This window comes from [Mycobacterium] stephanolepidis (genome assembly GCF_002356335.1).
GTDB lineage: Bacteria > Actinomycetota > Actinomycetes > Mycobacteriales > Mycobacteriaceae > Mycobacterium > Mycobacterium stephanolepidis.
In genome coordinates this window covers 1,585,086-1,611,303 of sequence record NZ_AP018165.1, presented here as the reverse complement: position 1 = coordinate 1,611,303, position 26,218 = coordinate 1,585,086, and the positions used below count along the sequence as shown (strand labels likewise).

The window sequence follows — 26,218 nt, the reverse complement described above, 5'->3', positions numbered from 1 at the left end:
TCACCGAACCCCAAGCTCGGGCAGCACACTCCGCAATGCGTTGATCATCAATTCGGCAACGCGCTCATGTGCGACAAAGTTCCAGTGGATCCCGTCAGGGTTTCCCCGGCCTGAGAAGATCTCCTCGCCGACGGCTTCCTTGAGGTCCACCACGGGCAGCTTGTGCTCGGAGGCCCAGGTCTGGATCGCGCGCGCGGTGGCTTCCCTGCCGGAGTGCACGCGACCGTACGACTCGGCGATGTGCACCGACGGCAGCGAGGCGATCATGGGCAGCCCAGGGCGATTGAAATCGAGTGCACCACGGGTCTTTTCGAGATACTCCACGGTGAGTTTCGGTGGCAGCGCCACCCGCGCGATCGGCGAAAGGCGGGGCTGCAACCAGCCGTAACCGTCACGGACCCAGCTCCGCAATCTCGGTGGACGGATCAGTCTGATCGACTCCCGCAGCGCCGTCGGAAGCGGAGACGGCAGCGAATCCATGCCGCTGGTCGCAAAGATGACGGCCCCGGCATGCGGAACCGCCGCCCACGCGCGTGGGTCCTGAATGGCAGCCCACCACACGTCCCGGCAGGTCCAGCCGATGCGCGCGATCAGTTCGACATCCCAATCGAGATACTGCCCAACGATATTGGGCCAAATTCTGGGGTCATCCGCGGGTAGGCCCCCGGTTGGCCCGTAGTAGGACAACGAGTCCGCGAAGATCAGTAGCTTCTTGCGCCCTGCACCTTTGTCAGAGGACGTCATTGGTCACCTGCGCCGAGGCGTTCCACACATCCAGGCGCCACCGAATGTCCTCGAATCCCGCGCCGTCGGCCGAATGTCCGCCCAGCTGAACCCAGCTCGCATTGCCCATCCCGCCGAGCACCGGCCAATTGCTGACATCCAGCCGCAGCAGTGCGGCGGTCAGCGCGGCGATCAGACCACCATGGGCAACGAGAACCACCGGGTGATCGCGCTCATCGGTTCCCCATTCCGTCACCGAATCAACAAGTTCGGCGACCAGGGGCACGCTGCGGTTGGCCACATCGATGCGGCTCTCGCCACCGTGCGGCGCCAGCGTCGCGTCATCGCGCCACTCGGCCCGGGCACCGGGGGCAATGGCGTCGACCTCGTGATGGGTCAGGCCCTGCCAATCGCCGAGATGTGTTTCGCGCAGCCGCTCATCGACGGACACCCCCACATGGCAGCGGTCCGCGAGCGCCGTCGCGGTGTCGTACGCACGCTGCAGATCCGAGGACACGATCACCAGTGGGAGCCGCTTGGCCAGCACCTCGGCCGCGGCCACTGCCTGCGCCCGGCCCAGATCCGAAAGCCCGGTATCCAGCTGCCCCTGCATTCGGCTGTCGGCGTTGAAGGTCGTTTGCCCGTGCCGCAGTAGCACCAATCGACGGATCATGCGCCGTCCTCCGTGTCGGCCTCACCATCGGCAGACAAATCCGCCGGCAACGCGTCCAGGTCCACCGCAATGGTCGGGCAGTCACGCCAAAGCCGTTCCAGCGCATAGTAGTTACGTTCATCCTCGTGCTGGACGTGTACCACCACGTCCACGTAGTCGAGCAGTGTCCAACGCCCCTCGCGGCCCCCTTCGCGGCGCACCGGCTTCTGTCCGGCCCGACGCAGCACCTCCTCGACCTGGTCGACGATCGCATTCACCTGACGCTCGTTGGAGGCCGATGCGATGACGAAACAGTCGGTGATGACCAACTGTTCGGAGACGTCTATGACGACGACGTCGGTGGCGAGCTTGGAGGCGGCGGCCTGTGCGGCCAGCGTCGCCAGCTCAACGGCCTCTGTTGCGGCGGTCATGCGTGGACTCCTCGATCTTCCTTGTTTCCGCCGTAAAGGCGGTGTTTGGCGACGTACTGCACTACGCCGTCGGGCACCAGGTACCAGATCGGGCGAGCCTGCCCCGCCCGGATTCTGCAGTCGGTCGACGAAATGGCGAGCGCGGGCACCTCGACGAGCGAGAGCCCGTCCGGCGGCAGCTCGGCATGGGCGATGTGATCGGAGCTCAGTTCGTATCCGGGCCGACTGACCCCGATGAACTTGGCCAAGGTGAACAGCTGCTCCCAGTTCTCCCACGACAGGATCGATGCCAACGCATCCGCGCCGGTGATGAAGTACAGGTCCGCATCGGGATGGGCGTCCCGCAGATCGACGAGCGTATCGACGGTGTAGGTCGCGCCGCCCCGGTCGATATCGGCCCGGCTGACCGTGAACCGAGGATTCGATGCCGTGGCGATGACGGTCATCAGGTACCGATGCTCGGCGGCGCTGACCTTGCGCCCCTGCTTCTGCCACGGCTGCCCCGTCGGCACGAAGATGACCTCGTCGAGCTCGAATCGGTCGGCCACCTCGCTCGCGGCAACCAAGTGACCATTGTGAATGGGGTCGAATGTCCCGCCCATCACCCCAAGTCGACGCCGCTGCACTGAGCCGCTTGCGCGTGGAGCATCGGGGTCAGATTGCACGAATTGCCAGCTTACTGGACTAACGACCGGAGCTAGACCGGCAGCAGGTTGTCGATCACCGTGGCCAGCTGCTTGGCCGATCTGCATTCGTGCATGGCGATGGCGTCCTGGTACCGCGTGGCGGCAGAATCACCGGTTCCCCAGTGGTTCTTCGGCTCGGGGTTGAGCCAATGAGCGTGCCGACTGGAGGACACCATCGTCGAGAGCACCTCGACGGCCGGATTGCGGTAGTTGGTGCGTGCGTCGCCCAGGATGAGCAACGCACTCCGCGGGGAAAGGACCGTCGGGAACTTCTCGACAAACGTCTTGAACGCGTGCCCGTAGTCGCTGTGTCCGTCGCCGGTGAACACCTGGGCCTCCCGGGTGATCCGCACAATGGCCTCGGCCAGGTCGGTATCGGGCGTGAACAGGTGGGTCACCTCGTCGGTGGTGTCGATGAACGCAAAGACACGCACCCGCGAGAACTGCTGACGCAATGCGTGCACGAGAAGCAGCGTGAAATGCGAAAACCCTGCCACCGACCCCGACACATCGCAGAGCACCACCAGCTCCGGCCGCGCCGGGCGGGGCTTCTTCTGCACGACGTCGATGGGCACACCGCCGGTGGACATGGACTTGCGCAGGGTGCGGCGCAGATCGATCTGACCGGTGTGGGCACGTCGGCGCCGCGCCGCCAACCGGCTGGCCAGCATCCGTGCCAACGGGTGCACCACTCGGCGCATGTTGCGCAGCTGCTCCCCCGAAGCCCGCAGGAACTCCACGTTCTCGGCAAGTTGCGGCACCCCGTACGCGGTCACCCGCTCGCGCCCCAACTGTTCGGCGGTGCGACGCTTGGTCTCCGCCTCGACGAGCTGACGTACCTTCGAGATACGTTGTTTGGCAATCGCTTTCGCGACCGCTTCATCCGAGGGCGATGCATCTTCGCCACTGCCGAGCAGGCCAAGCAGCAGCTTGGCCTCGATCTGGTCCAGGGACAGCGACTTCATGGCCTGGTATGCCGAGTACGAGGTTCCGCGGGTGGAGTTGTACTTGCCGTACGCCTCCACGATCTGCGCGATCAGCGAGTTCAGTGGCAGGTCGCCTGCGTCGGAGGCCAGCAGGTCTATCAGCTGCTCACGCACCTGCTCGATATCGTCGATGTCGATGCCGTCCTCGTCGACCTCGACGAAACGGGCACCCAGCGCGGGCGGGAACCACAAGTCGAACAACACATCGAATGTGGGCCGGTGATCGGCGCGGCGCAGCACCGCACATGCCAACCCTTCGCGCAGTTCCGTGCGGTTCTGCAGCCCCAGCACCGTCATCACTCGGCCCGCGTCCACCGTTTCCGACGGACCCACCGAGATGCCTTGTTCGCGTAACGCTTCCACGAAGCCCACCAGATGCCCCGGCAGACCATGCGGCGCCAGCGGCAGCACCACCTTCGCAGGCTTACGCGCGGGCATTAGCGCCGTCTCTTCTTCGCTCGAGCGCTCATCAGTTCAGCCTCAGCTCTCCCGCGGCCCGCTGCTGGTCGGAGTGATGTTTGAGAATCACGCCGAGCGTCGACGCGATGACGGCGTCGTCGAGGGTGTCCAGGCCGAGCGCCAAGATGGTGCGCCCCCAGTCGATGGTCTCGGCCACCGAGGGAACCTTCTTGAGCTGCATGTTGCGCAGTACACCGATGATGCGCACCAGCTCCTCGGCCAGCGCGGCCGGCAGCTCGGGCACCCTCTTGAGCAGGATGCGCCGCTCCAGCTCGGCATCGGGAAAATCGATATGCAGGAACAGGCAGCGGCGCTTGAGTGCCTCGGACAGTTCACGGGTGGCATTGGAGGTCAGCAGCACGAAGGGCTTCCTGCTGGCCGTGATGGTGCCCAGTTCGGGAACCGTGACGGCGAAGTCGCTGAGCACCTCCAACAGCAGGCCCTCAATCTCGATATCGGCCTTGTCGGTCTCATCGATGAGCAGAACCGTCGGGTCCTCGCGGCGGATCGCCGTCAACAGCGGCCGCGACAGCAGGAATTCCTCGGCGAACACGTCGGTCTTGGTCTCATCCCAGTCACCGGATCCGGCCTGGATGCGCAGAATCTGCTTGGCGTGGTTCCACTCGTACAGGGCACGCGCCTCGTCGACACCCTCGTAGCACTGCAGACGTACCAGACCCGAACCGGTGGTTTGTGCCACCGCCCTGGCCAATTCGGTTTTGCCGACGCCTGCGGGTCCCTCCACCAGGAGTGGCTTGCCGAGCCGATCGGCAAGGAATACCGCTGTCGCCGTGGCGGTGTCCGCGAGATATCCGGTCTCTGCCAGCCGGGCGGTCACGTCGTCGATGCTGCTGAACATCGGCGCGGTCTGCGTTCGGTCCACTCGTACTCCAGGTGTTAGGCGGGGCGGATCTGACCGTCTCCGAGGACGATCCACTTAGTGGTGGTCAGTTCGGGCAGCCCCATGGGGCCACGGGCATGCAACTTCTGGGTGGAGATGCCGATCTCTGCACCGAACCCGAACTGCTCGCCATCGGTGAACGCGGTAGAGGCGTTGACCATCACGGCCGCGCTGTCGACGCGGTCGGTGAACTCCTGGGCCGCACCGAGATTTGCGGTGACGATGGCGTCGGTGTGGCCGCTGGAATGCTGCTCGATGTGACGAATCGCAGCGTCAAGGTCATCGACCACGGCGGCCGCGATATCCAGGGACAGGTACTCGGTATCGAAGTCCTCCTCGGTCACCGGAACGACACCCGGCACCGCAAGATCGGCGTGAACCGTGACCCCGGCGGCCTGCAGTGCGCCGATCAGTCGCGGCACCGCGACCTCGGCGATGGCCCGATCGACCAGGAGAGTTTCCGCGGCGTTGCACACGCTGGGCCGACGAGTCTTGGAGTTCAACAGGATCCGCTCGGCCAGCTCGAGATCGGCATCGGCATGCACGTACACGTGGCAGTTACCGACCCCGGTTTCGATGGTAGGCACCTGCGCGTCACGGACCACGGCATCGATAAGGCCCGCTCCGCCGCGCGGAATCACGACGTCGACAAGGCCGCGGGCCTGGATGAGGTGGGTCACCGTCACCCGGTCTCGGCTGTCGAGCAGCTGCACGGTGTCGGCGGGCAGCCCACTGGTGATCAGCGATTCGCGCAGCACCCGCACGAGTTCGGTGTTGGAGGTTGCGGCCGAGGAGCTGCCGCGCAGCAGCACCGCGTTGCCCGACTTGAGCGTCAAACCGAATGCGTCGACCGTGACGTTCGGGCGCCCTTCGTAGACCATGCCGACGACTCCGAGCGGCACTCTGACCTGACGCAGCCGCAGTCCATTGGGCCGGGTGGAGCCCCGCAGCACCTCGCCGACAGGGTCCGGCAGGCCTGCGACCTGACGCAGTCCGTCGGCAATACCGATGATCCGGCGATCGTCCAGCGCGAGCCGATCAAGCATGGCCGCACCGATACCGGCATCGCGTGCGCGCTGCAGGTCATCGGCATTGGCCACGATGATCGACGCGGTGGCGGCGACGATCGCGTCGGCCGCCGCCAGCAGTGCGGAATTCTTCGTGTCGGCGGTCAGCCTGGCCAAGTCGCGGGCCGCGACCCGTGCCCGCCGGGCGGCATCATGAACGTCCGCGCGCAGATCCGTGGCGACGCCGGAGACGTCCGCCGTGGGTGCGGCCAACTCGTTGGTTGAAACGCTCATCGTGTCAGGGTATCCGGGTGCCCGAAATGTAGCTGCGCCAGGACTAGCCTAGGCGGGTGACTGAGTTAGCCACGGTATGTGTCCTCGGCAGCGTCAACATGGATTTGACGTTGCGGGTGGAGGAGCTGCCCGCCCCGGGTGCGACGGTGCTGGCGACGTCAGCCCTGCCCGCTCCGGGCGGCAAGGGCGCCAATCAAGCCGTCGCCGCGGCGCGCGCGGGCGCCTCGGTGCAGTTCATCGGCGCCGTGGGCTCCGACGGTGCCGCACCGATGCTGCGATCTCACCTGGAAGACAACAACATTGGCCTCGACGGGCTCGTCGAGGTCGACGGGCCCAGCGGGATGGCCGCCATCACCGTGGAGGACTCCGGCGAGAACAGCATCGTGGTGGCCCCCGGCGCCAACAGCGCGTTCACCTTGGACGAGAAGCTGCACAAGGACATCATCTGCTCGCACGATGTGTTGCTGTGCCAGTTGGAGATCCCGGTTCAGGTCGCGCTGACAGCCGCCCGGTGGGCCGCCGAGGCCGGAAAGCAATTCGTACTCAACGCCTCGCCGGCCCCTGTGCGCTCACCAGACCTGGCGGAGCTGGCGTTTCGCGCGAGCGTGGTCGTCGTCAACGAGACCGAGGCCAAATCCTGGCTGTATCCGTCGCGGCACCTGGTGACCACGCTGGGCGACGAAGGATCGCGTTACCGCAGCCCTCAGGGTGAGATCACGGTTCCGTCGTATCCGGTGCGGCCCCTCGACACCACCGGCGCCGGCGATGTGTTCGCCGGGGTGCTGGCGGCCTGGTGGCCGCAGGGAGCCGAGACGGCGCTGCGGCGGGCGAATGTGGCCGGTGCGCTTGCCACCCTGCGGTCGGGCGCCGGGAACTGCGCGCCATCGGCCGCCAGGATCGAGCTGTCGCTCAAAGGAGCCTGAGTCAGCGGACCGTCAGCACGGGGTTGCAGTAGCGCCAGGCGTCACGCTCGTAGGTCAGATACCAGTCGGAGGTAGTGGTCTTGGGCGCGTCGTTGCCCCACACCGACGACGTGGTCACCGTCGCCGTCGCGTTCTTGGCCTCGATGACGTTGACCTTGTCGATGTTGGTGACCGTCAGATGCGCGTTCTCACGCACCACCTGCACCGATGCCTGCCGAAAGGCTGCGGCGTCCTTACGCTTGGCGGCGTCGAGCAGCTGATCGAGGGTCCCTTGCGAGAGCTTGGGGAACTTGGCGTACAGGTCCGACGGTTTGACGAAGTCGTCCCACGTGGGGATTCGCGACTCGTTGTTCGCCATTTCGCGGTCGCGATACTTATCGCAGGTCAGGTCGCCGATCTTGTTGGTGTCGACATCGTTGTATGCCTTTTCCCAGGCCCGCACATGTTCTGTCACCGCGTCGCGGTTGGGTGCCGCATCGGCAATGGGAACGACGAAAGTTGCCAGTGCGGCAGCCGCTGCGGTGACGACGAGCGTGCGCTTCACGGTTCCCTCCCCTGGTTGGCAGTACTTCATGACGTTATCGCCGCAGGACACCGGGTCCGTTACGTTCGGACTAGGCACCACCGCTCGGCGGCGCGCAGTCCAGCCACTTTCCGTCTTCCTTGACGTACTTGACGGTCTGCTTCTCCTGGGAGGGTGTCTTGTTCCCGGAGGTGGTGGTGATCGTGATGTCCGCGGTGGCCTGATCGCCCTTGACTTCGATGTTCTGGACATCGGTGACCTTGACGGTGATGAGCGACTTCAGCAGATTGCGCATCGCCGCTTGATACGCCTGCTCATCCTGGGCGACGAGGCTGTCGACCACGGCGTTGATGACGTCCTGCGGCACCGTCGGGAACTTCTGCGCCAGCAACCCCCGCAGCGCATCGCCGGCACCGGGCACCGTGGCGATCTCCGGCGGCGCGATTTCGCTCATCGGCGGGATGGGCGGTCCGCTCTGAGCGGTTGCATCCCGGTACTTGGCACACTTCGTCTCGGCCAGCTTCGCGAAGTCGAAGCTGGCCGTGTAGGTGTTCTGCTGCGCAATCAGCGCCTTGATCTGATTCTCGTCGCGCGCGGTCGCGAGCGCCTCAGCGTTGGGCTGACCGTCCCCGTCCACCGTTTGCGTACACCCCACACCACCGAACAACAGTGCCGCCAACAGCACCGCTCCGGTCCATCTCCGGCAAACCATGACAACCCTCGCTCGTATAGCCCACTCGTCTCCGAGCTAATTTCTATCAGTACAGATCAGCTCGTGCACCCTCACCGAGCAAACTTACCAGTGAATATGGTGCGCGGATCGTGCTCGTGGGCGCCCCGACCGACTGGAAGCTTCCTAGCCCCCAGCGCCGGTCAGCGCCTCCAGCAGAGGCTCATCGTTGCCGATCGCAGTCTCGGTCTGCGTGGCTTCGGGTGTGCAGTCCTTCCAGAAGCCGTCCTCGCGCACGAACTTCCTCGGCTCGTTCCCGCGTCCACTGGTGTTACGGAACGCGATGGTTGCCTTGGCGGTATCGCCGGTCACAGTCACCTTGCTGACCCTGAAGGTCAGGTGCGCGAAGGTCTCCACCCAGAAACGGTGCCAGGCAGCCGACAACGCCTGCTGGTCCTGGTTGTCCACCGCGGTCACAAAGTCCTCAACGGCGGCATCGGAGGCGAGTGGGAACACCTCGTGAACCTTCGCGCGCAGCTTCTTGAGGTTGGCCCCCTCCAGCCGGCCGACCTCCGGCGGGGAGAAAGACTGCCCCCAATCCGATTCGATCTTGTCCCGGACATCGGCGCAGAAGAACGATGCGTACTGGATCGCGTCCACCGCCTGCAATGCCGAAAGCCGTCCGGCGGTGACATCCCGGATCTCGGTCTCATCGGCCGGCGTGGCACGTGCGACCGCGGTCTGTGCGACCAGCCCAACGGCCACGAGAAAAGCGGCCAACCATGTGAAGACGCTCTTTGACACGATCATTGTCCTCCGATCTGAAATTTCTCGTCGCTATCCCGCGGCACGCACATCGTCGATCGCACCGAGAAGCCCTTGGGGCGCTTCACCCTTCAATGTGGGTGCCGCCGAATCGGATTCGGCAGGAGGCGCCGTGCAGTCCTTCCAGTCGCCGTCCTCGCGAAGGAACTGCCATTGCACCGTGCCCGAGGCCCTGCCCAACGTGGCTTGAACCGTGACGTCAGCCTGGTCGCCGGTGATCTCCACCTGTCGCACCCGATAGGAGTAGTGGGAGAACTCTTCCCGCAGAATCCCCAGCCACGTCCGGTGATACGCGTCGCGATCGCCGTCGGCGACGGCGTCGACGAAAGCCTTGATCGCGGTATCCGACACCGAGGGGAAGTTCTTGTGCAGCACCGACGTCAGCCGCTTGGAGTTGGCGCCCTCAAGGTCCTCAAAGGGCGGCGGCGTGATATTGCGCTGCATCCACGCTTCATACGCGTCGCGGTGCTCGGCGCAGAAACTCTGCGCGTAGGCGGTGGGATCGAGCGCCCGCAGTGCGGTCAGCTCGGCGGCGACAACCTGCCGGATCTGGCTTTCGTCGGTCGATGTCGCGGCGGCAACTGCCGGCGAGGTCAGCGCTCCAAGCACGAGTGCCACCGCACTCACGAATCCGGTGAATCGCCTTGCCATCGATAGCCTCCCCAAGCTGTGAACCAGCTGACAAGTTGTATCAGGCGCGGTTGCGATGCGCCACTCTTTCGAGCAAATACGCGAAGCGCTCAGGTGACGAGGTCGTCGGCGTGTACGGCGGGGCGCCGCAGATCCTCGGGCAGCTCACCGGTGGAACGGCCCAGCATGGTCGCCAATTCGGCCGCGTCATAGGCCACCACGCCACGACCGACCATGGCGCCCTCGGCATCGCGAAGTTCGACGACATCGCCGCCGTGGAAGCGCCCGGATACCTCGGTGATCCCGGCGGGCAGCAACGAACGCCGCGAGGCCACCACCGCGCGCACGGCCCCTTCGTCGAGGGTCAGCGATCCGGTCGCCTCGGCCGCGTAACGCACCCAGAACTTGCGCGAGGACATGCGTTGTGGCCGCGCGGCGAAGACCGTTCCGCAGGAGCCGTCCCCCAACGCGGCCGCCGCCTCGGTCGCCGAAGCCAGCAGCACCGGGACGCCGGCGTCGGCGGCCAGTAACGCCGAGGAGAGTTTCGAAGCCATCCCCCCGGTGCCACGGGAACCACCCGGGCCAGCGATCACACCATCCAGATCCTCCGGGTCGGCCACCTCAGAAATGAAGCGCGCGTTCCCCTTCCGGGGGTCAGAGTCGTAGAGCCCGTCGATATCGGAGAGCAAGATCAGCGCATCGGCGCCCACGAGATGGGCCACGAGCGCAGACAGTCGATCGTTATCGCCGAAGCGAATCTCGTTGGTGGCCACGGTGTCGTTCTCGTTTACGACCGCGACCGCGTGCAGTGCGCGCAGCCTGTCGAGTGTGCGCTGCGCATTGGTGTGATGCACGCGCATGGAGATGTCGTGTGCGGTCAACAACACTTGACCCACGGTGCGCTGATAGCGCGCGAACGCCGCGCTCCAGGCACTGATGAGCGCAACCTGTCCCGCACTGGCCGCCGCCTGTTTGGTCGCCAGATCCGTTGGGCGCTTGGTCAGTCCGAGCGGAACCATGCCGGCCGCGATGGCTCCCGAAGAGACGATCACCACATCGGATCCGGCCTTCATCCGGCCCTCGATGGCCTCGACCAGGTATTCCAACCGGTCGGCACTGAATGTTCCGGTCGCATCGGTGAGGGCGGCGGTGCCGACCTTCACCACGACGGTGCGTGCCGCCTGAATTGCCTGGCGTGCGTGCACACCCGTGTTCACTCCGGCTCCACCTGCCCGCGGCGCACCCTCCGGGCCTGTCGACGCTCGGCCGCACCCACACGGTCGGTCTTGTCGATACGTGCATCGGTGCCGCGCCCGCTCATGGTCACATCGACACCTGCCGGGGTCTGCGGCTCCCAGTCAAAGGTCATGTCACCGATGGTCACCGCACAGCCGGGCTGTGCCCCCAGCTTGAGCAGCTTGTCTTCGACACCCAGGCGTGCCAGCCGATCACCGAGATAGCCGACGGCCTCGTCGTTTTCGAAGTTGGTCTGACGGATCCAACGCTCGGGGCGCACTCCGCGCACCACGAAACCGCCGGGGTTCTGCGGGTCGGGAATCACCGAGAAGCCACTCTCGTCGACCGGAATGGGCCGAATGACCGGGCGGGTCTTCACCGGCGCAGGCTGTGCCGCGCGGGCCGCCTTGATCATCTCCCACAGCGCGAAGGTCAACGGACGCAATCCATCCCGGGTCAGCGTGGACACCTGGAACACCGGCCAACCACGCGCTGAGACCTCTTCGGCGACGAAGTCGGCCAGCTCAGCAGCTTCGGGCACGTCAACCTTGTTGAGCACCACCGCGCGAGGCCGGTCGGCCAGATCACCCAGCACAGAATCAGCTTGCAAGGTCGGTTGGTACCGCGCCAACTCATTTTCCAGGGCATCGATATCGGAGACGGGGTCACGGCCCGGCTCGAGCGTCGCGCAGTCGACGACGTGAACCAGCACCGCGCAGCGCTCGATGTGCCGCAGGAATTCCAGACCCAGCCCGCGCCCATCGGCAGCGCCGGGAATGAGGCCGGGGACATCGGCCATCACAAAGGAGTGCTCGCCGGTGGTGACCACGCCGAGGTTGGGCACCAATGTTGTGAACGGATAGTCGGCGATCTTCGGCTTTGCCGCCGAAAGGACCGAGACCAGCGAGGACTTACCCGCCGACGGAAATCCGACCAGCCCCACATCGGCGACGGTTTTCAGTTCGAGAGTGAGCTCGGCTTCGGCTCCGGCCTCACCGAGCAAGGCAAATCCGGGAGCCTTGCGGGCGCGGGACGCCAATGCGGCGTTGCCCAATCCGCCCCGGCCACCGGCGACCGCGTCGAAACGTGTACCGGCTCCGACCAAGTCGGCGAGGATTCGGCCGTCATCGTCGAGCACGACGGTGCCGTCGGGCACCTTGAGAATCAGGTCGTCGCCGTTGGCGCCGCTGCGGTGGCCGCCCATGCCCTGCGAGCCGTTGGGTGCCTGCACATGCGGATGAAAATGGAAGTCCAGCAGGGTATGCACCTGCGGGTCCACTTCCAGAATTACGCTGCCGCCGCGACCGCCGTTACCGCCGTCAGGCCCGCCGAGTGGTTTGAACTTCTCACGGTGCACCGAAGCGCACCCGTGACCACCGGTACCTGCCTTGGCATGGATGACAACACGGTCAACAAAACGAGGCATGAAGCCTCCTTCACACTGTTCTGTGTCCGGTCATACTCCGAACACAGAACACCAATTAAGCGTCGACCGGGAGGATGTTGACGACCCGGCGACCACGGCGAGCGCCGAACTCGACGGTGCCCGCAGAGGTCGCGAACAGGGTGTCATCGCCGCCACGCCCGACGTTCACGCCGGGGTGGAAGTGGGTGCCGCGCTGACGGACCAGGATCTCGCCGGCCTTGACGAGCTGGCCACCGAACCGCTTGACGCCGAGCCGCTGTGCGGCGGAGTCACGACCGTTGCGCGAGCTGGACGCGCCCTTCTTGTGTGCCATGAGTCAAATCCTCTACTTGATCCCGGTGACCTTGAGCACGGTCAACGGCTGACGGTGACCCTGCCGCTTGTGGTAGCCGGTCTTGTTCTTGAACTTGTGGATGCGAATCTTCGGGCCCTTGGTGTGCTCGAGGATCTCCCCGGTCACAGCCACCTTGGCCAGCTTGTCTGCGTCAGTGGTGACGGTGGCACCGTCCACGACCAGAGCGACGGGCAGCTGCACCGAGGAACCGGGCTCCGATTCGATCTTCTCGACCTTCAACACGTCACCGACGGCAACCTTGTACTGCTTGCCACCGGTCTTGACGATTGCGTACGTCGCCATCGTTGCGCTACCTCTGCTCTGCTCTTCGGACGCGCGCAACCAGGTCGGCTGGCGCATCTGGATCGTGGGTGGGCCCGCTCGGTTCTTCCGCTAGCCCGCATGCCGCGGGCCGGAAGCCTCGTGACAACTGCTCAAGGCTACGTGACCAGCAGGCTAAGGGTCAAACCGGCACCCTCTGTTCGGCGCTCTCGCAACCCGTTCGCACTCTCACGGGCCGTGATCGGAACTACACTCACCTCACCGAGCCCGGGACGTCGCTGATCAACCTATAGGTCAGCCGGCGATCGGCTCCTCTGAGTGCGGAGGTATTGACGGTGCGCATGATCCGGCCCTATCTCTCGGCCGCCCTGGTCGCAGTCCTGCCCGTGTTGAGCATGACCGCGGCACCGCCCTCCACGGCCGACTGCGTGAACGCCAATGGCACCACCTTGTGCGCACAAGGCGATGTCCGCGGTGGCGGAAGCACGACATCCTCGACGCCGTATGTCCCCTACCCCTGCGAGAACGACTGGTACTGCGACAACTGGGGAATGGACGTCATCCTCGGTTCCGAATACAGACCCCCCACCGTCAATCCGTCGCCGCCCCCCGACTTCGGGCGGCCCGGCCGACCCGGAGGCGGTGGCGGAGGCGGCATCGGTCCACGTTGATCAATATCGTTCTCGCAGTGAAGAATTCGATTGCAGAGGAGTCAAGATGGCAGCATGGACCGCAAGCAGGACAGCCGTGGGGCTACTCGGCGTGGTCGCCACGCTAACTCTGAACGGAACCGCCATCGCAGCCGCCGATCCACCGCCCAACTGCACCGCCGCCGATATGGCGGGGGTCGCAACGGGCGTCTCGGCCGCGACATCGACATACCTGTTCACGCATCCCGACGTGAACGAGTTCTTCACGAGTCTGAAGGGCCAGCCCAAGGACCAGGTCCGCGACAAGGCACGGCAGTACCTAGACGAAAATCCGCAGGTCAAAGAGGATCTACAGGAGATCCGTCAACCGCTTGGCGACTTCCGGGAGCGCTGCAAGTAGCCGCAGGCCCGGGCCTAGTGCTCGACCGGAGGCCCGGCCGCACGCGCAGCGGACCGCCTCCGCCGAGGCCTGCTAGGCGCCTTAGCAGCGGGCTCAGGTTCGGGCACAGCGGGCTCGGCTGACTCGTCGGAGGACACCTCGGCCACGTTTTCGGGCTCGGTTTCCCGCCCGACGTCACCGTCGGCGGGCTCGGGCTCCGCCTCTGGGGTACCCGAAGTCTGCGCGCTCTGCACGACCTCGACCATCTCGTCGACCTCGTCGATCACGTCGTTATCCGGCACGTCCTCGGCCAAGAAGCCGTCTTCGTCGTCCTCGTGGTGGCCGTTCGCCGCCGCCATCGCCTTGAACATCGGGTGCTCGCCCTGCGGGTGGGGTGGGGTGCGCGCGACCACCACTTCGGGCTCATCCGCCTTGCCCTTGCGGGAACGCTTGGCGCGCCGCCCGGTCTCCGGCTTCTTGGCGCCGGTGGCCGCCGTGCCGGCGTTATCGACCGGGTCGACGTGCAGCACGATGCCGCGCCCCGCGCAGTGCGCGCAGGTCGACGAGAACGCCTCGATGAGGCCCGTACCGAGTTTCTTACGAGTCAGCTGCACCAGACCCAGCGATGTCACTTCCGACACCTGGTGGCGGGTGCGATCGCGGCCCAGTGCCTCGGTCAGGCGCCGAAGCACCAGATCCCGGTTCGATTCGAGCACCATGTCGATGAAGTCGATGACGACGATCCCGCCGACGTCGCGCAGGCGCAACTGCCGAACGGTTTCCTCGGCCGCTTCCAGGTTGTTGCGGGTGACCGTCTCCTCCAGGTTGCCGCCGGCACCCGTGAATTTTCCGGTGTTGACGTCGACAACCGTCATGGCCTCTGTGCGGTCGATGACGAGCGTGCCGCCGGAGGGCAACCACACCTTGCGGTCCAGCGCCTTGGCCAGCTGCTCATCGATGCGGTGCACCGCGAAGACGTCCGGACCATCGGCGGGCTCATACCGGTTGATACGCGAAAGAAGTTCTGGAGCAACGGTTTTCACATACTCATCGATGGTGCCCCACGCCGCATCACCTTCGATGATGAGCTTGGAGAAGTCCTCATTGAACAGGTCGCGGACCACCTTGACCAGTACATCGGGCTCCTCGTAGAGCGCCATGGCGGCACCGGAAGCTTTGGCGGAGAGTTCCGTCGAGCGCTGCTCGATGCCCTGCCACTGTTCTTGCAGCCGTTGGACATCGGCGCGAATGTCCTCTTCGCGCACGCCTTCCGACGCGGTGCGAATGATGACGCCGGCATCCGAGGGGACGATATCGCGCAGGATCTCCTTGAGACGCTGCCGTTCGGTGTCCGGGAGCTTGCGGCTGATTCCGGTCGAGGACGCACCGGGCACGTACACCAGATAACGACCCGCCAGCGAGATCTGGGTGGTCAGTCGGGCGCCCTTGTGCCCCACCGGGTCCTTGCTGACCTGAACCAAGACGTAGTCGCCCGACTTGAGCGCCTGTTCGATCTTGCGGTTCGAGCCGCCCAGACCGGCGGCATCCCAGTTGACCTCACCGGCGTACAGCACACCGTTGCGACCACGGCCGATGTCGACGAAGGCGGCCTCCATCGAGGGCAGCACGTTCTGCACGACACCGAGGTAGATGTTGCCCACCAGCGACGCGGACGCAGCCGAAGTCACGAAGTGCTCGACGAGCACACCGTCCTCCAGGACAGCGATCTGCGTGTACCGGGCGCCCTCGTGCGGTGACTCGGTACGGGTCTTGTCCCGAACCACCATCACCCGATCAACGGCCTCACGCCGCGCCAGGAACTCCGCTTCGGTCAGGATCGGTGGGCGGCGCCGTCCGGCATCACGCCCGTCGCGGCGACGCTGACGCTTGGCCTCCAGGCGGGTGGATCCGGAAATACCCTGAATCTCATCGCCTCGTTCGGCGCGGGGCTTGCGCTCATGCACCACGGTGTTCGGCGGATCGTCCTCCGACGCGCTGTCACCCTCGTCACCACTTCCGGCCTTGCGGCGGCGCCGACGACGCCGACGACGACTGGCACCCTCGGGCGTGTCACCATCTTCGGCATTCGATTCGTCGCCGTCTGCCGCAGCGGCATCACCATCGGCGTTCTCGGCAGCGTCCTCATCGTCGGCGGTCTCGCCGCCCTCGGCTGCGGAGTCCTCGGAGGATTCGTCGGAACCGTCGCCGCCGGCCTGCTCGCCACGGCCACGTCCGCGTCCGCGACGTCCCCGCCGCCTGCGCCGGTTGGCCGGCCGGTCACCGTCACCCTCGGCCTCGGGATCGTCTCCGTCACCGGAGTCCTCATCGACATCCTCTGCGCTCGCCGCTACAGCGGGCGCGGGGCGATCCTCCTGCGGCTCGGGAGCCTGTGGGGCCACGAAGAGCGGCCCGTAGTCGTACGCGGTAGGTCCTGCGGTCGCCTGGGTCGGTACCGCCGCGGCCTCGATGATGGTCGGCTCCGCGACGAGAATCGGCGCGGTCGGTGGGTTGTCGGGATCCTCGGCCGGACTCTCCGCCGGTGCCGGGTCTGCGGCCTGCGTCGGGGTCTCAGTCTCCACCGGTGCCGGATCTACGGCCTGCGCGGCAGCGGCGGGTTCCGCCTCGCCGGCAAGCGCCTCGCGCACCTTGGCGGCATCCTGCTTGTCGACGTTGGAATGGGGGCTGCGGGCGCGCCCGTCCAGCTTGGACAGCGCATCGAGCACGCGGCGGGTGGAGGTCCCGAGAACGCGCGCCAGGGTGTGCACCCTCAGCTTCTCGGGTAGTTCTCCCTGCTCAGCAGGGGCTTTCGGGGTGTCCGGCGCTAGCGCGGCGTGTTCCCCTTCTGGAGCGCTGGTGTGTAGGTCTTCTGGTAGCTCATAGTCGGCCACTTATTCTCCTCAAGCCCCCGGGCGCGTCCTTTAGACGCGGCCACGCGAGGGCTTTCTCTCTATGTACCCGGGCTAGGTCCGGGTTTGTGGGGGTCTTGCTCCGAGCGATCCGTAGCTGCGATACCGCAGTTCCGAACCCACCCAGTGCCTGGCTGGAATGATGGCTTGACGTGCTGCAATGGTAATCGCGCTCGCCGTGTCGTCATTCGGGTTTCCGGCCGGCCCCTAGTGGGGTCGAAGTGCCGTGGCCCACACTCAGTATCCCATACGAATCAGACGGTGGGCACCAAGCCATGAACCCGCGCGATCCGTGGGGGCACAAAACGAAGCGAGTGTGCGATTTACGTCGAGATTTCAGGAGAAATCGATGCAAACCGCACACTCGCGGATTCAGATCAGATGGATTGGGTCAGAGGGCCGGGAACCAGAGCGCGATCTCACGCGCCGCCGACTCAGGTGAGTCGGATCCGTGCACCAGGTTCTCCTGGGTCTCCAGGGCGAAGTCGCCGCGGATGCTGCCGGTCGCGGCCTTCTCGACGGGATCGGTGCCACCGGCGAGCTGGCGGAAGGCGGCGATGGCACGCGGCCCCTCCAGCACGGCTGCCACCACGGGCCCCGAGGTGATGAATTCCAGCAGCGAGCCGAAGAACGGCTTCTCCTTGTGCTCGGCATAGTGCGCGCTTGCCAGCGACTCATCGACGTTCTTGAGCTCAAGGGCAGCCAGTGTCAGGCCCTTGCGCTCAATACGGTTCAGCACCTCACCGACAAGTCCCCGCCGCACACCATCGGGCTTGATCAAAACCAGCGTCCGCTCAGTCACGGGCGACAGCCTACTGGTCGATAGTAGTCCCCTGCTGACCCGGCAGCTCCCCGCGGCCCTGACGGTCGCGGACCTGGTTACGCATGTACCAGATCAGCAACCAGACACCCAGAAACAACAACCCGACGAAGCCGATGGCGGCGTGCACGAAGAAACCCGCCACCAGTACCACCTGGAGTGCCAGGTTGGCCTGAAGTGCCCACGGCCGGCCCTGCATACCCGACAGCAGGATCATGGCGACGGCTACCCCGATCAGGTAGACCAGCGACAACGGCGAGAGCCCGCCGCCCACCATTTTGACCACCGGAACTGCCAACAGCACCACGATGGTCTCCAGGATGAGCGTGCCCGCCATCACGCCACGAAATCCCCGCCAAGGATCGACCGGAGCTTGGCCGTCCTTCTCCTGATTCGCACCCTCGGGGTTGCTCACCGCGGATCCTTTCCGAACAGTGTCCGTGCCGCACCCGCGGTGACGACCGACCCGGTGATGACGATGCCGGTGCCGGAAAAACCTTCCGCTCCCCCATCTTCGGCGGCCTCCTCCACCATCGCGGTGGCGGTTTCGATGGCGTCGAGCAATGTGGGCGCGACGACAACGCGGTCCTCACCGAAGAGTTCCAGAGCGATACCGGCCAACGCATCCGTCTCCAATGCGCGCGGAGAACCGTTGTGTGTCACCACGATCTCGTCGAACGCGGGCTCAAGCGCGGCGAGAATTCCGGGCACGTCCTTGTCGGCCATCACACTGATCACACCGACCAGACGCCGGAAGTCGAACTCCGACTGCAGTGTGTCCGCCAACGCGGCCGCACCATGGGGATTGTGCGCGGCGTCCAAGAAGACCGCGGGGGCGCTGCGCACCCGCTCAAGCCGCCCGGGAACGATCACCGATGCGAATCCTGCTCGTATCGCATCGATATCGAGCTGACGGTCGGTACCCGCACCGAAGAACGCCTCCACCGCGGCGAGCGCGACCGCCGCGTTATGCGCCTGATGCTCACCGTGCAGGGGCAGGAATATCTCCGAGTAGACCCCGCCGAGTCCCTGCAGTTCGAGCACCTGTCCGCCCACCGCGACCTGACGCGACAACACCGAGAACTCAGAGCCTTCGCGAGCCACGGCCGCATCCGCTTCCACGGTCTGGCGCAGCAGCACCTCCATCGCCTCGGGGGCCTGTTGGGCGATGACGGCAACCGTATCGGGACCCGCCTCACCGGTCATCGCGTCAAGTTTGTGCCGCTTGATGATTCCGGCCTTTTCATTGGCGATGGACGCAAGGTCCGGGCCCAGGAACTCGACATGGTCGATACCGATCGGGGTGATGACGGCGACCGGGGCGTCGATGATGTTGGTGGCGTCCCAACGCCCGCCAAGCCCGACTTCAACCACTGCGATATCGACGGGCGCATCCGCGAACGCCACAAACGCCATGGCGACCAGCACCTCGAACTTGCTCATCGCGGGCCCGCCCTGCTCCTGCGACCGCTTGTCCACCAATTCCACGAACGGCTCGATCTCGGCGTAGATCTCCACGTACTTCGCCGGTGAGATCGGTTGACCGTCAATGGCGATGCGTTCGACGGCCGACTGCAGGTGCGGGCTGGTGGTGCGTCCGGTGCGCCGGTGCAGTGCCGTCAGCAGCGCGTCGATCATTCGCGTCACCGAGGTCTTGCCATTGGTCCCGGCGACATGGATGCACGGATACGCCCGCTGGGGCGAACCCAGCAGTTCCATCAGCGCGACGATGCGGTCGGTCGACGGTTCGATCTTCGTTTCGGGCCAGCGCTGGTCAAGCAGATACTCGATCTGCAGCAGGGCCGCGATCTCGTCGGGCGAGGGCTCGATACCCAATGACTCGCTCACGCCAGCCCTGCCAAACGAGCGGTGATCCGCTCGACCTCCTCGGTGGCCACCTGTTGACGGGCCCGGATCTTCTCGACGACGGCGTCGGGCGCCTTCGCCAGGAAGGCATCGTTGCCCAGTTTGCTTGTGGTGCCGTCGAGTTCCTTGCGCGCGGCGGCCAGATCCTTCTCCAGTCGTCGGCGTTCCGCCTCGACGTCGACGGTGCCGGAGGTGTCGACCTCGACGGTCACGGTGGCACCGGACAGTCGGACCTCCACCGAGGCCGTCGGGCTGAAACCCTCCCCGGCCGGGGTCAACCAGGCCAACGAGGTCACGGCGGCGAGCTGGCCGTCCAGGCCGGCCGCCGAGACACCGGCCAGCCGGGCCGCGACCTTCTGCCGGTCGCCCAGACCCTGATCGCTGCGGAACCGACGGACCTCGGTCACCAGCTTCTGCATGTCGGCGATGCGCTGCACGGCAACGTCGTCCAGCTCGATACCGGATTCGGTCGGCCACGCGGCGATGACCACCGACTCCTGGCCGGTGACCGTCTTCCACAGCACCTCGGTAACGAACGGGATCACCGGATGCAGCAGCCGCAGCAGGGTGTCCAGCACCGTCGCCAGCACAATGCGGGTGCTGTCGGGCTTCTCGGCCAACTGCACCTTGGCCAATTCCAGGTACCAGTCACAGAACTCGTCCCAGGCGAAGTGATACAGCGCCTCGCAGGCCACGCTGAATTCGTACCGATCGAGCGCGGTGTCCACCTCGGCCCGAACCTGTTCGAGGCGGCCCAGGATCCACCGGTCGGCGTCGGTGAGCTCGGCCGCGGCGGGCAGCTCACCCAGTGCGGCACCGTTCATCAACGCGAATCGGGTGGCATTGAACAACTTCGTGGTGAAGTTGCGCGAGGCGCGCGCCGCGTCCTCGCCGATGGACAGGTCACCACCGGGGCTGGCGCCACGGGCCAGAGTGAAGCGCAACGCATCCGCGCCGAACATCTCCACCCAGTCCAGCGGGTCGATGCCGTTGCCCTTGGACTTGCTCATCTTCTGGCCGAACTGATCGCGGATCAGACCGTGCAGGAAGACGTTGTCGAAAGGCACCTTGCCCCCGTGCAGCACCGGATCGTCGGCCACAAAGGTGCCGAACATCATCATCCGAGCCACCCAGAAGAAGATGATGTCGTATCCGGTGACGAGAACGCTTGTGGGATAGAACTTCTCCAGCTCCGGGGTGGCATCGGGCCATCCCATGGTGGAGAACGGCCACAGCGCCGAGGAGAACCAGGTGTCGAGCACGTCGGGGTCCTGCACGTAGCCCTCGGGCGGGGTCTCGTCGGGTCCCAGACACACGATCTCGCCGTCGGGGCCATGCCAGATGGGAATGCGGTGGCCCCACCACAGCTGACGAGAAATGCACCAGTCATGCATGTCGTCGACCCAGGCGAACCAGCGCGGCTCCAGGCTGGCGGGGTGAATCACGGTGTCGCGGTTGCGGACCGCATCGCCGGCGGCCTTGGCCAGCGACTCGACCTTGACCCACCACTGCAGGGAAAGACGTGGCTCGATGGGTTCACCCGAGCGTTCGGAGTGCCCGACGCTGTGTAGGTACGGGCGCTTCTCGGCGACGATGCGCCCCTGCTCGGCCAGCGCCTCGCGCACCTTGACCCGCGCCTCGAACCGGTCCATGCCGTCGAATTGCGTTCCGCTGTCGCAGATGCGGCCGTGGATGTCCATGATGGTGGGCATCGGCAAGCCGTGTCGCAAACCGATCTCGAAGTCGTTCGGGTCGTGAGCGGGCGTGACCTTGACCGCGCCGGTACCGAATTCGGGGTCGACATGGGTGTCGGCGACGATCGGGATGCTGCGGTCCTGGAACGGATGCGGGAGCTCGGTGCCGACAAGATGCCGGTAGCGCTCGTCATCGGGATGCACAGCGATTGCGGTGTCACCCAGCATCGTTTCCAGACGAGTGGTCGCCACCACCAGGTGCGGCTCATTGTCGTCGAGGGAGCCGTACCGGAAGGACACCAGCTCGCCCTCGACCTCGTCGTACTTGACCTCCAGGTCCGATATCGCGGTCTTCAGCTCGGGCGACCAGTTGACCAGCCGTTCGGCCCGGTAGATCAGCCCGGCGTCGAAGAGCTTCTTGAAAATGGTGCGCACCGCACGGGACAGGCCCTCGTCCATGGTGAATCGATCGCGGCTCCAGTCCACACCGTCACCGAGACGACGCATCTGCCCGCCGATGGTGCCGCCGGACTCACGCTTCCAGTCCCACACCTTGTCGATGAACAGCTCACGGCCGAAGTCCTCTTTGGTCTTGCCGTCGGCGGCCAGCTGCTTTTCCACCACCGATTGGGTGGCGATTCCCGCATGGTCCATGCCCGGCAGCCACAGCACCTCGTAACCCTGCATACGTTTGCGGCGGGTCAGCGCGTCCATGAGGGTGTGGTCGAGCGCATGGCCCATGTGCAGGCTGCCGGTGACGTTGGGAGGTGGCAGCACAATCGAGTAGCCAGGCTTGTCGCTGGTGGGGTCGGCGGTGAAGTATCCGGCGTCCACCCAGCCCTGATAGAGATCCGCCTCTACCGCTCCCGGGTCCCATGAGGTGGGCAGGGAGCTGGCGGCGTTCGTATCAGGGCTTTGGGTCACCCATCAGATTCTAGGGTTGTCTGTCGCGCCCATTTTCACGGGCGTTTTCACGCGTCCAGAGATGACGAAACCACCCGGCGAATAACGCACCGGGTGGTTTCGTGTAAAAGTGTGCGGCGGTGCGGCTACTTCTTGCCGCCGAGCAGCCCGCCCAGGATGCTGCCGAGGGCGTCGCTGCCGCCCTTGCTGCCGAGCACGCTGCCCAGGATGCTGCCGAGCGGGTTGTTACCGCCCGCGGCGGCCCCGCCACCGACGGCGCTGCCGAGGATGTTGCCCAGGATGTCGCCGATGCCGCCGCCACTGGCGGCGGGAGCCTCGGCGGGTGCGGGCGCGGCACCGCCGCCGGTGAGCTTCTTGGCCACGAAGGCAAGGACGATCGGAGCCAGAATCGGGAGCAGCTGCTTGATCAGGTCGCTGTTACCCGCACCGGCACCGGCCAGCTTCTGGGCGACATCGTCCGCGTTGTTGTCGCCGAACAGCGAGGCGACCACCGCGCTGCCCGCGTTCTGGTCGACGTCCTCAACGTTCACGCCGCCGTCCAGCAGAGTGCTGGGGGCGCTGCTGACGTTGGCCTGCAGATCAGCGGCCTTGTCCGGGTCGTCCGCATTGGCCTGCAATCCGCCCACCAGCAGCGGAACCACGGATTTGATCGCCTTGTCGGCCGTCTCGCTGTCGACCCCGAGCTTCGCTGCGATCTGGTCGGTGGGAATCTCGTTGAGCAGCTCGTCGAGTGTGGCCATGGGTCTCCTCCTAGATAACTGGGGTTTGGTAAACCTTAGCCAAGCAGATCAGCCCCGAGTGAACGAATGCCGAACATCACAACCCCAGACCCTTTACCACTGTGGGGTCCACCCATAACGTCGAGCTATGAGCGACTACATCGTCGTGGTTGGTGCCGGTATCGCCGGCCTTGCCACCGCAGTCGCGTTACAACGGTCCGGACGTGATGCCGTCGTTATCGACGACCGCGACGGGTCCTCCGCCGGATACGCGATCACCTTGTGGCCCAACGCACTAGCAGCTTGCGATGCCCTCGGCGTCGGCGATGATGTGCGTGATGTGAGCGCACGTGTGGAGGCCGGCATGGTGCGCTGGCACGACGGACGAGTACTGCGCGAGCCTCCGAACGGACAGCTCACCAAGGCGGTGGGCGAGCCGGTGGCGGTTACCGAACGCAATCAACTCCTCGCGATTCTGGCCGCCCGGCTGGCACCGGGGACGGTGCGCTACGGCGCTCGGGTGAGCAACGTTCGAGACGGGCTGCACGGAACGTCTGTCGAGCTCGCCGACGGCCAGTCGTTGACCGCTGCCGCGGTCGTCGGGGCCGACGGAATCGGATCATTGGCCGCGCAGTATCTCAATGGGCCACTGTCCTTCCGATACTCCGGATACACCGCGTGGCGCGGCATCGCCGATATCGCGATTTCTGATGAGCTGGCCGGGATCACCGTGGGGCCGGGGATCGAATTCGGCCACCTGCCGATGCCCGGCGGTCGCACCTACTGGTTCGCGGGCGAACGATCACACGAAGCGCAACGCGCATCCGGCCGCGAAATCGACTATCTGACAGGAAAGTTCGCCGAGTGGGCGAAGCCCATACCTGACCTGCTGGGCCACAGCGACGAGTCCTCGGTGCTGCGTGGAGACATCTACGATCGCGGACGTCTTCGGCGAATCACCGGTGGCCGGGTCGTGCTGGTCGGTGACGCCGCACATCCGATGCGACCGCACTTGGGTCAGGGCGGATGCCAGGCACTCGAGGACGCCGCGGTACTCGGTGCGGCGGTATCCGAACGATCCTCTCTGCCAAGCGCTTTCCGCGAGTACGCGCGCAGAAGAAAGTCTCGCACCCGCACGGTGGTCGCCCGTAGCCGCCAGATCGGACACGCGACATACGCACGCCCCGCGGCGTTGAGTGAGTTATTGATGCGCGCCTCGGGACGGATACCCGCCTCCCTGTTCTGGAGACAGCTGCAGAACATCGCCGGATATGACGCATCGGACATCGCGGTTCAGCCATAGGATTCCCCTGTGTCGCACCCCGAGCCCGCGCCCAGCGCCAGTCTCAAGGACTTCTGTATCGACGCGATACAGCCCGTTCCCGTCGCCAAGTTCTGGGCGGCGGCCATCGGCGGCGAGGCCGATATCGACGAGGCCGGTGAGGCGCTGATCCGGCGCGGCAAGGATGTCGACATCTGGGTCAATCGGGTCCCGGAGGCCAAGTCCGTCAAGAACCGTGTGCATTTCGATGTCTACGCCCGCGCTGCCGAGGATCTCGTCGCGTTGGGCGCGACGGTACTGACGCAGGAGCCGGACTGGGTCGTGATGGCCGACGTAGAGGGCAACGAGTTCTGCGCGTTTCTGGACCCGGGACTCGAAAGTGATACGCCCGCAAAACTCTTCGCGGTCTGCACCGATAGTGACAGACCTGTCGAAATCGCCCAGTGGTGGCACGGGCTCGTCGGTGGAACGCTCACGCCCGGGTCTGACGGCACACTGCGGTGGCTACGTGGCGCCGCCGGATGGGGCGAACTGATCTGGAAATTTGTCCGGGTTGCCGACGAGCGGGTGGTGAAGAACCGCTGGCACTGGGATGTACGCGCCGACGCCGCCGAATTGGTGCATGACGGCGCCCGCGCGCTGCGCGGTCCCGATACCGATATCCGCTGGACCGTGCTGACCGACCCGGATGGAAACGAATTCTGCGCCTTCGGTTAGGCCGCCTTGCCCGCCTTCGGTTAGGCCGCCTTCGGTTGCGCGCGCTTGCCCGGCGTCGCCAAGGCCGCTGCGATCGCTGTCGTCAACGGAACCGAAAGCACCAAGGCAATACCGCCGACTGCGGATCGGGCGATCTCGATCGCCACACCCTCGCTGGTCAGCACATCCCCCAGGGATCGATTGGCGACGCTGAACAACAACATGAGCGGTAGCGAGTTCCCCGCATACGCGAGGACGAGCGTGTAGACGGTACTGGCGATGTGATCGCGCCCCACCCGCATGGCGCCGAGGAACACGTCCTTGCGCGTAGAACCGTCACCCAGCTCGGCCAGTTCGAAGACCGTTGAGGCCTGTGTGACGGTCACGTCATTGAGAACACCGAGCGACCCGATGATGAACCCGGCCAGCAGTAGCCCCGATATCGACACTCCCCCCATGTACGCGGCGACTTCGTTGTTCTGCTCGTCGGACAGACCGGTCAGGTGTGTCACCTCGATGACGACCCACGACAGTGCCGCCGCGAAAAGCATCGCCGTGAGCGTGCCGAGGAGCGCCGCGCTGGTACGCATGCTGACGCCGTGGGCAAGGTAGATGACCACGAACAGGATCGTCGCCGACGCGACCAGCGCCAACGGCAGGGCGGGACCGCCGTCCCGCAGCGCCGGGAGCAGGAACACCGCCAGCACCAGGAAAGCCACCAGGATGCCCACCAGTGCACGGAGCCCACGCCAGCGCGCCACCAGACAGATGACGATCGCGAATGCCGCGGCGACAACAACCAACGGCCAGGTGCGTTCGTAGTCATAGAAGCTGTAGGTGGTGGCGCCCTGCTCGTCGACCTGTCTGGTGATCCGGATGTGCTCGCCCGCGGCGAGAGTCGGTTGTCCGCCGCCGGAGGTGAATTCCAGCTGGGTCTTCGCACCCGAGTTCGGGCCGGACGTGATGGCGATCAGGTCGAGCGCGCATGTTGATTCGGGGGTCTGTCCCCCGGTGGGATCGGCCGTCAGCACCTGCCCGGTGGATGGACTGCCGCATTCGCCGAGGCGCGTCGACAGCACCGTGCCGGACTCCGTGGTCACCGCGCCGCCATGCGCATTTTGGTAGGGCAGCGGAATGTCCACGGTGCGGTGCTCAGGCCACAACGTCACCAGCCCGATCAGAACCGCGACGCCCATCGCGGCGAGCAGGCCCACCACGATCCGGGCTGCGTTGGATCCGAGAGGCGCCGGCCCCGTCGACATCGCGTGAGAATGGCTATGAGAATGCGACACGC

Annotated in this window: 27 protein-coding genes; 5 read left to right on the top strand and 22 right to left on the bottom strand. The window is 65.6% G+C overall.

The window, feature by feature from the left end; genetic code table 11:
• The 7 genes from octT to MSTE_RS07990 all read right to left on the bottom strand — a co-directional run bounded on the left by octT (position 1) and on the right by MSTE_RS07990 (position 6,139).
• Positions 1–744 (bottom strand): diglucosylglycerate octanoyltransferase, encoded by a 744-nt coding sequence (gene octT / locus MSTE_RS08020; protein ID WP_096500297.1) that lies wholly within the window; start codon positions 742–744, stop codon positions 1–3.
• Positions 731–1,396 carry a glucosyl-3-phosphoglycerate phosphatase gene (gpgP, locus tag MSTE_RS08015; RefSeq protein ID WP_030095142.1) on the bottom strand — a complete coding sequence of 222 codons (666 nt, stop codon included), beginning with the start codon at positions 1,394–1,396 and terminating at the stop codon, positions 731–733. Before gpgP ends, octT begins: the two co-directional genes overlap by 14 nt.
• Positions 1,393–1,806 carry a ribosome silencing factor gene (gene rsfS / locus MSTE_RS08010; RefSeq protein WP_096500295.1) on the bottom strand — a complete coding sequence of 138 codons (414 nt, stop codon included), beginning with the start codon at positions 1,804–1,806 and terminating at the stop codon, positions 1,393–1,395. Before rsfS ends, gpgP begins: the two co-directional genes overlap by 4 nt.
• Complete coding sequence (gene nadD, locus MSTE_RS08005) at positions 1,803–2,432, bottom strand: nicotinate-nucleotide adenylyltransferase (protein ID WP_267888644.1); 630 nt, start codon at positions 2,430–2,432, stop codon at positions 1,803–1,805. Before nadD ends, rsfS begins: the two co-directional genes overlap by 4 nt.
• A 71-nt stretch (positions 2,433–2,503) precedes the next feature.
• Positions 2,504–3,916 (bottom strand): vWA domain-containing protein, encoded by a 1,413-nt coding sequence (locus MSTE_RS08000; protein WP_096500291.1) that lies wholly within the window; start codon positions 3,914–3,916, stop codon positions 2,504–2,506.
• Between the two features lie 31 nt (positions 3,917–3,947).
• Positions 3,948–4,796: an AAA family ATPase gene (locus MSTE_RS07995; RefSeq protein ID WP_096505609.1), complete on the bottom strand. Its 849-nt coding sequence runs from the start codon at positions 4,794–4,796 to the stop codon at positions 3,948–3,950.
• A 38-nt stretch (positions 4,797–4,834) separates the two neighbouring features.
• Positions 4,835–6,139: a glutamate-5-semialdehyde dehydrogenase gene (locus MSTE_RS07990; RefSeq protein WP_096500289.1), complete on the bottom strand. Its 1,305-nt coding sequence runs from the start codon at positions 6,137–6,139 to the stop codon at positions 4,835–4,837.
• 56 nt (positions 6,140–6,195) lie between these two features.
• On the opposite strand from MSTE_RS07990, the gene MSTE_RS07985 reads away from it, so the two are divergent.
• Complete coding sequence (locus MSTE_RS07985; RefSeq protein WP_096500287.1) at positions 6,196–7,062, top strand: ribokinase; 867 nt, start codon at positions 6,196–6,198, stop codon at positions 7,060–7,062.
• A gap of 1 nt (position 7,063) precedes the next feature.
• Here the strand turns inward: MSTE_RS07985 and MSTE_RS07980 are convergent, their stop codons facing one another.
• From MSTE_RS07980 to rplU, 8 genes are all read right to left on the bottom strand, one after another.
• A complete protein-coding gene (locus tag MSTE_RS07980) occupies positions 7,064–7,606 on the bottom strand; it encodes a hypothetical protein (protein WP_096500285.1) in 543 nt (180 codons plus the stop codon).
• Positions 7,607–7,676: 70 nt separating this feature from the next.
• Positions 7,677–8,270, bottom strand: coding sequence for a hypothetical protein (locus MSTE_RS07975; RefSeq protein ID WP_096500283.1), 594 nt, complete (start codon positions 8,268–8,270; stop codon positions 7,677–7,679).
• A 171-nt stretch (positions 8,271–8,441) separates the two neighbouring features.
• A complete protein-coding gene (locus tag MSTE_RS07970; protein ID WP_096500281.1) occupies positions 8,442–9,065 on the bottom strand; it encodes a hypothetical protein in 624 nt (207 codons plus the stop codon).
• Positions 9,066–9,092: 27 nt separating this feature from the next.
• Positions 9,093–9,731 (bottom strand): hypothetical protein, encoded by a 639-nt coding sequence (locus tag MSTE_RS07965; RefSeq protein WP_096500279.1) that lies wholly within the window; start codon positions 9,729–9,731, stop codon positions 9,093–9,095.
• A gap of 89 nt (positions 9,732–9,820) precedes the next feature.
• Positions 9,821–10,927, bottom strand: coding sequence for a glutamate 5-kinase (gene proB / locus MSTE_RS07960; RefSeq protein WP_096500277.1), 1,107 nt, complete (start codon positions 10,925–10,927; stop codon positions 9,821–9,823).
• Entirely contained in the window at positions 10,924–12,372 is a 1,449-nt protein-coding gene (gene obgE, locus MSTE_RS07955) for a GTPase ObgE (RefSeq protein ID WP_096500275.1), read from the bottom strand. Before obgE ends, proB begins: the two co-directional genes overlap by 4 nt.
• A gap of 55 nt (positions 12,373–12,427) precedes the next feature.
• Positions 12,428–12,685, bottom strand: a complete 258-nt coding sequence (rpmA, locus tag MSTE_RS07950; protein ID WP_030095129.1) for a 50S ribosomal protein L27 — start codon at positions 12,683–12,685, stop codon at positions 12,428–12,430.
• 12 nt (positions 12,686–12,697) lie between these two features.
• Positions 12,698–13,009, bottom strand: a complete 312-nt coding sequence (gene rplU / locus MSTE_RS07945; RefSeq protein ID WP_078291167.1) for a 50S ribosomal protein L21 — start codon at positions 13,007–13,009, stop codon at positions 12,698–12,700.
• Positions 13,010–13,323: 314 nt separating this feature from the next.
• Here rplU and MSTE_RS07940 point away from each other — a divergent pair, with 314 nt between their 5' ends.
• A complete protein-coding gene (locus tag MSTE_RS07940; protein ID WP_096500273.1) occupies positions 13,324–13,659 on the top strand; it encodes a hypothetical protein in 336 nt (111 codons plus the stop codon).
• 46 nt (positions 13,660–13,705) lie between these two features.
• Positions 13,706–14,038, top strand: coding sequence for a heme-binding protein (locus tag MSTE_RS07935; protein WP_096500271.1), 333 nt, complete (start codon positions 13,706–13,708; stop codon positions 14,036–14,038).
• Positions 14,039–14,052: 14 nt separating this feature from the next.
• On the opposite strand, the gene MSTE_RS07930 is transcribed toward MSTE_RS07935, so the two are convergent.
• The 6 genes from MSTE_RS07930 to MSTE_RS07905 form a co-directional block, all read right to left on the bottom strand.
• Positions 14,053–16,905, bottom strand: a complete 2,853-nt coding sequence (locus MSTE_RS07930) for a translation initiation factor IF-2 N-terminal domain-containing protein (protein ID WP_096500269.1) — start codon at positions 16,903–16,905, stop codon at positions 14,053–14,055.
• 409 nt (positions 16,906–17,314) lie between these two features.
• The gene (gene ndk / locus MSTE_RS07925; RefSeq protein WP_078298456.1) at positions 17,315–17,725 is read right to left on the bottom strand and encodes a nucleoside-diphosphate kinase; all 411 of its coding nucleotides are present in this window, start codon (positions 17,723–17,725) and stop codon (positions 17,315–17,317) included.
• Between the two features lie 10 nt (positions 17,726–17,735).
• Positions 17,736–18,080 (bottom strand): DUF4233 domain-containing protein, encoded by a 345-nt coding sequence (locus MSTE_RS07920; protein ID WP_096505607.1) that lies wholly within the window; start codon positions 18,078–18,080, stop codon positions 17,736–17,738.
• Positions 18,081–18,154: 74 nt separating this feature from the next.
• Positions 18,155–19,591 (bottom strand): bifunctional tetrahydrofolate synthase/dihydrofolate synthase, encoded by a 1,437-nt coding sequence (folC, locus tag MSTE_RS07915; protein ID WP_096500267.1) that lies wholly within the window; start codon positions 19,589–19,591, stop codon positions 18,155–18,157.
• Complete coding sequence (locus tag MSTE_RS07910; protein WP_096500265.1) at positions 19,588–22,227, bottom strand: valine--tRNA ligase; 2,640 nt, start codon at positions 22,225–22,227, stop codon at positions 19,588–19,590. The genes folC and MSTE_RS07910 overlap by 4 nt, the downstream gene beginning before the upstream one ends.
• Before the next feature lie 125 nt (positions 22,228–22,352).
• The gene (locus MSTE_RS07905; RefSeq protein ID WP_096500263.1) at positions 22,353–22,967 is read right to left on the bottom strand and encodes a DUF937 domain-containing protein; all 615 of its coding nucleotides are present in this window, start codon (positions 22,965–22,967) and stop codon (positions 22,353–22,355) included.
• Between the two features lie 127 nt (positions 22,968–23,094).
• Here MSTE_RS07905 and MSTE_RS07900 point away from each other — a divergent pair, with 127 nt between their 5' ends.
• Both MSTE_RS07900 and MSTE_RS07895 read left to right on the top strand, forming a co-directional pair.
• On the top strand, positions 23,095–24,249 hold the full coding sequence (locus MSTE_RS07900) for an FAD-dependent monooxygenase (RefSeq protein ID WP_096500261.1): 1,155 nt from the start codon (positions 23,095–23,097) through the stop codon (positions 24,247–24,249).
• Between the two features lie 9 nt (positions 24,250–24,258).
• Entirely contained in the window at positions 24,259–24,945 is a 687-nt protein-coding gene (locus MSTE_RS07895; RefSeq protein WP_096500259.1) for a VOC family protein, read from the top strand.
• 20 nt (positions 24,946–24,965) lie between these two features.
• Here MSTE_RS07895 and MSTE_RS07890 read toward each other — a convergent pair whose 3' ends face one another.
• Positions 24,966–26,216 carry a YibE/F family protein gene (locus MSTE_RS07890; RefSeq protein ID WP_193442062.1) on the bottom strand — a complete coding sequence of 417 codons (1,251 nt, stop codon included), beginning with the start codon at positions 26,214–26,216 and terminating at the stop codon, positions 24,966–24,968.
• Positions 26,217–26,218: the final 2 nt, after the last annotated feature.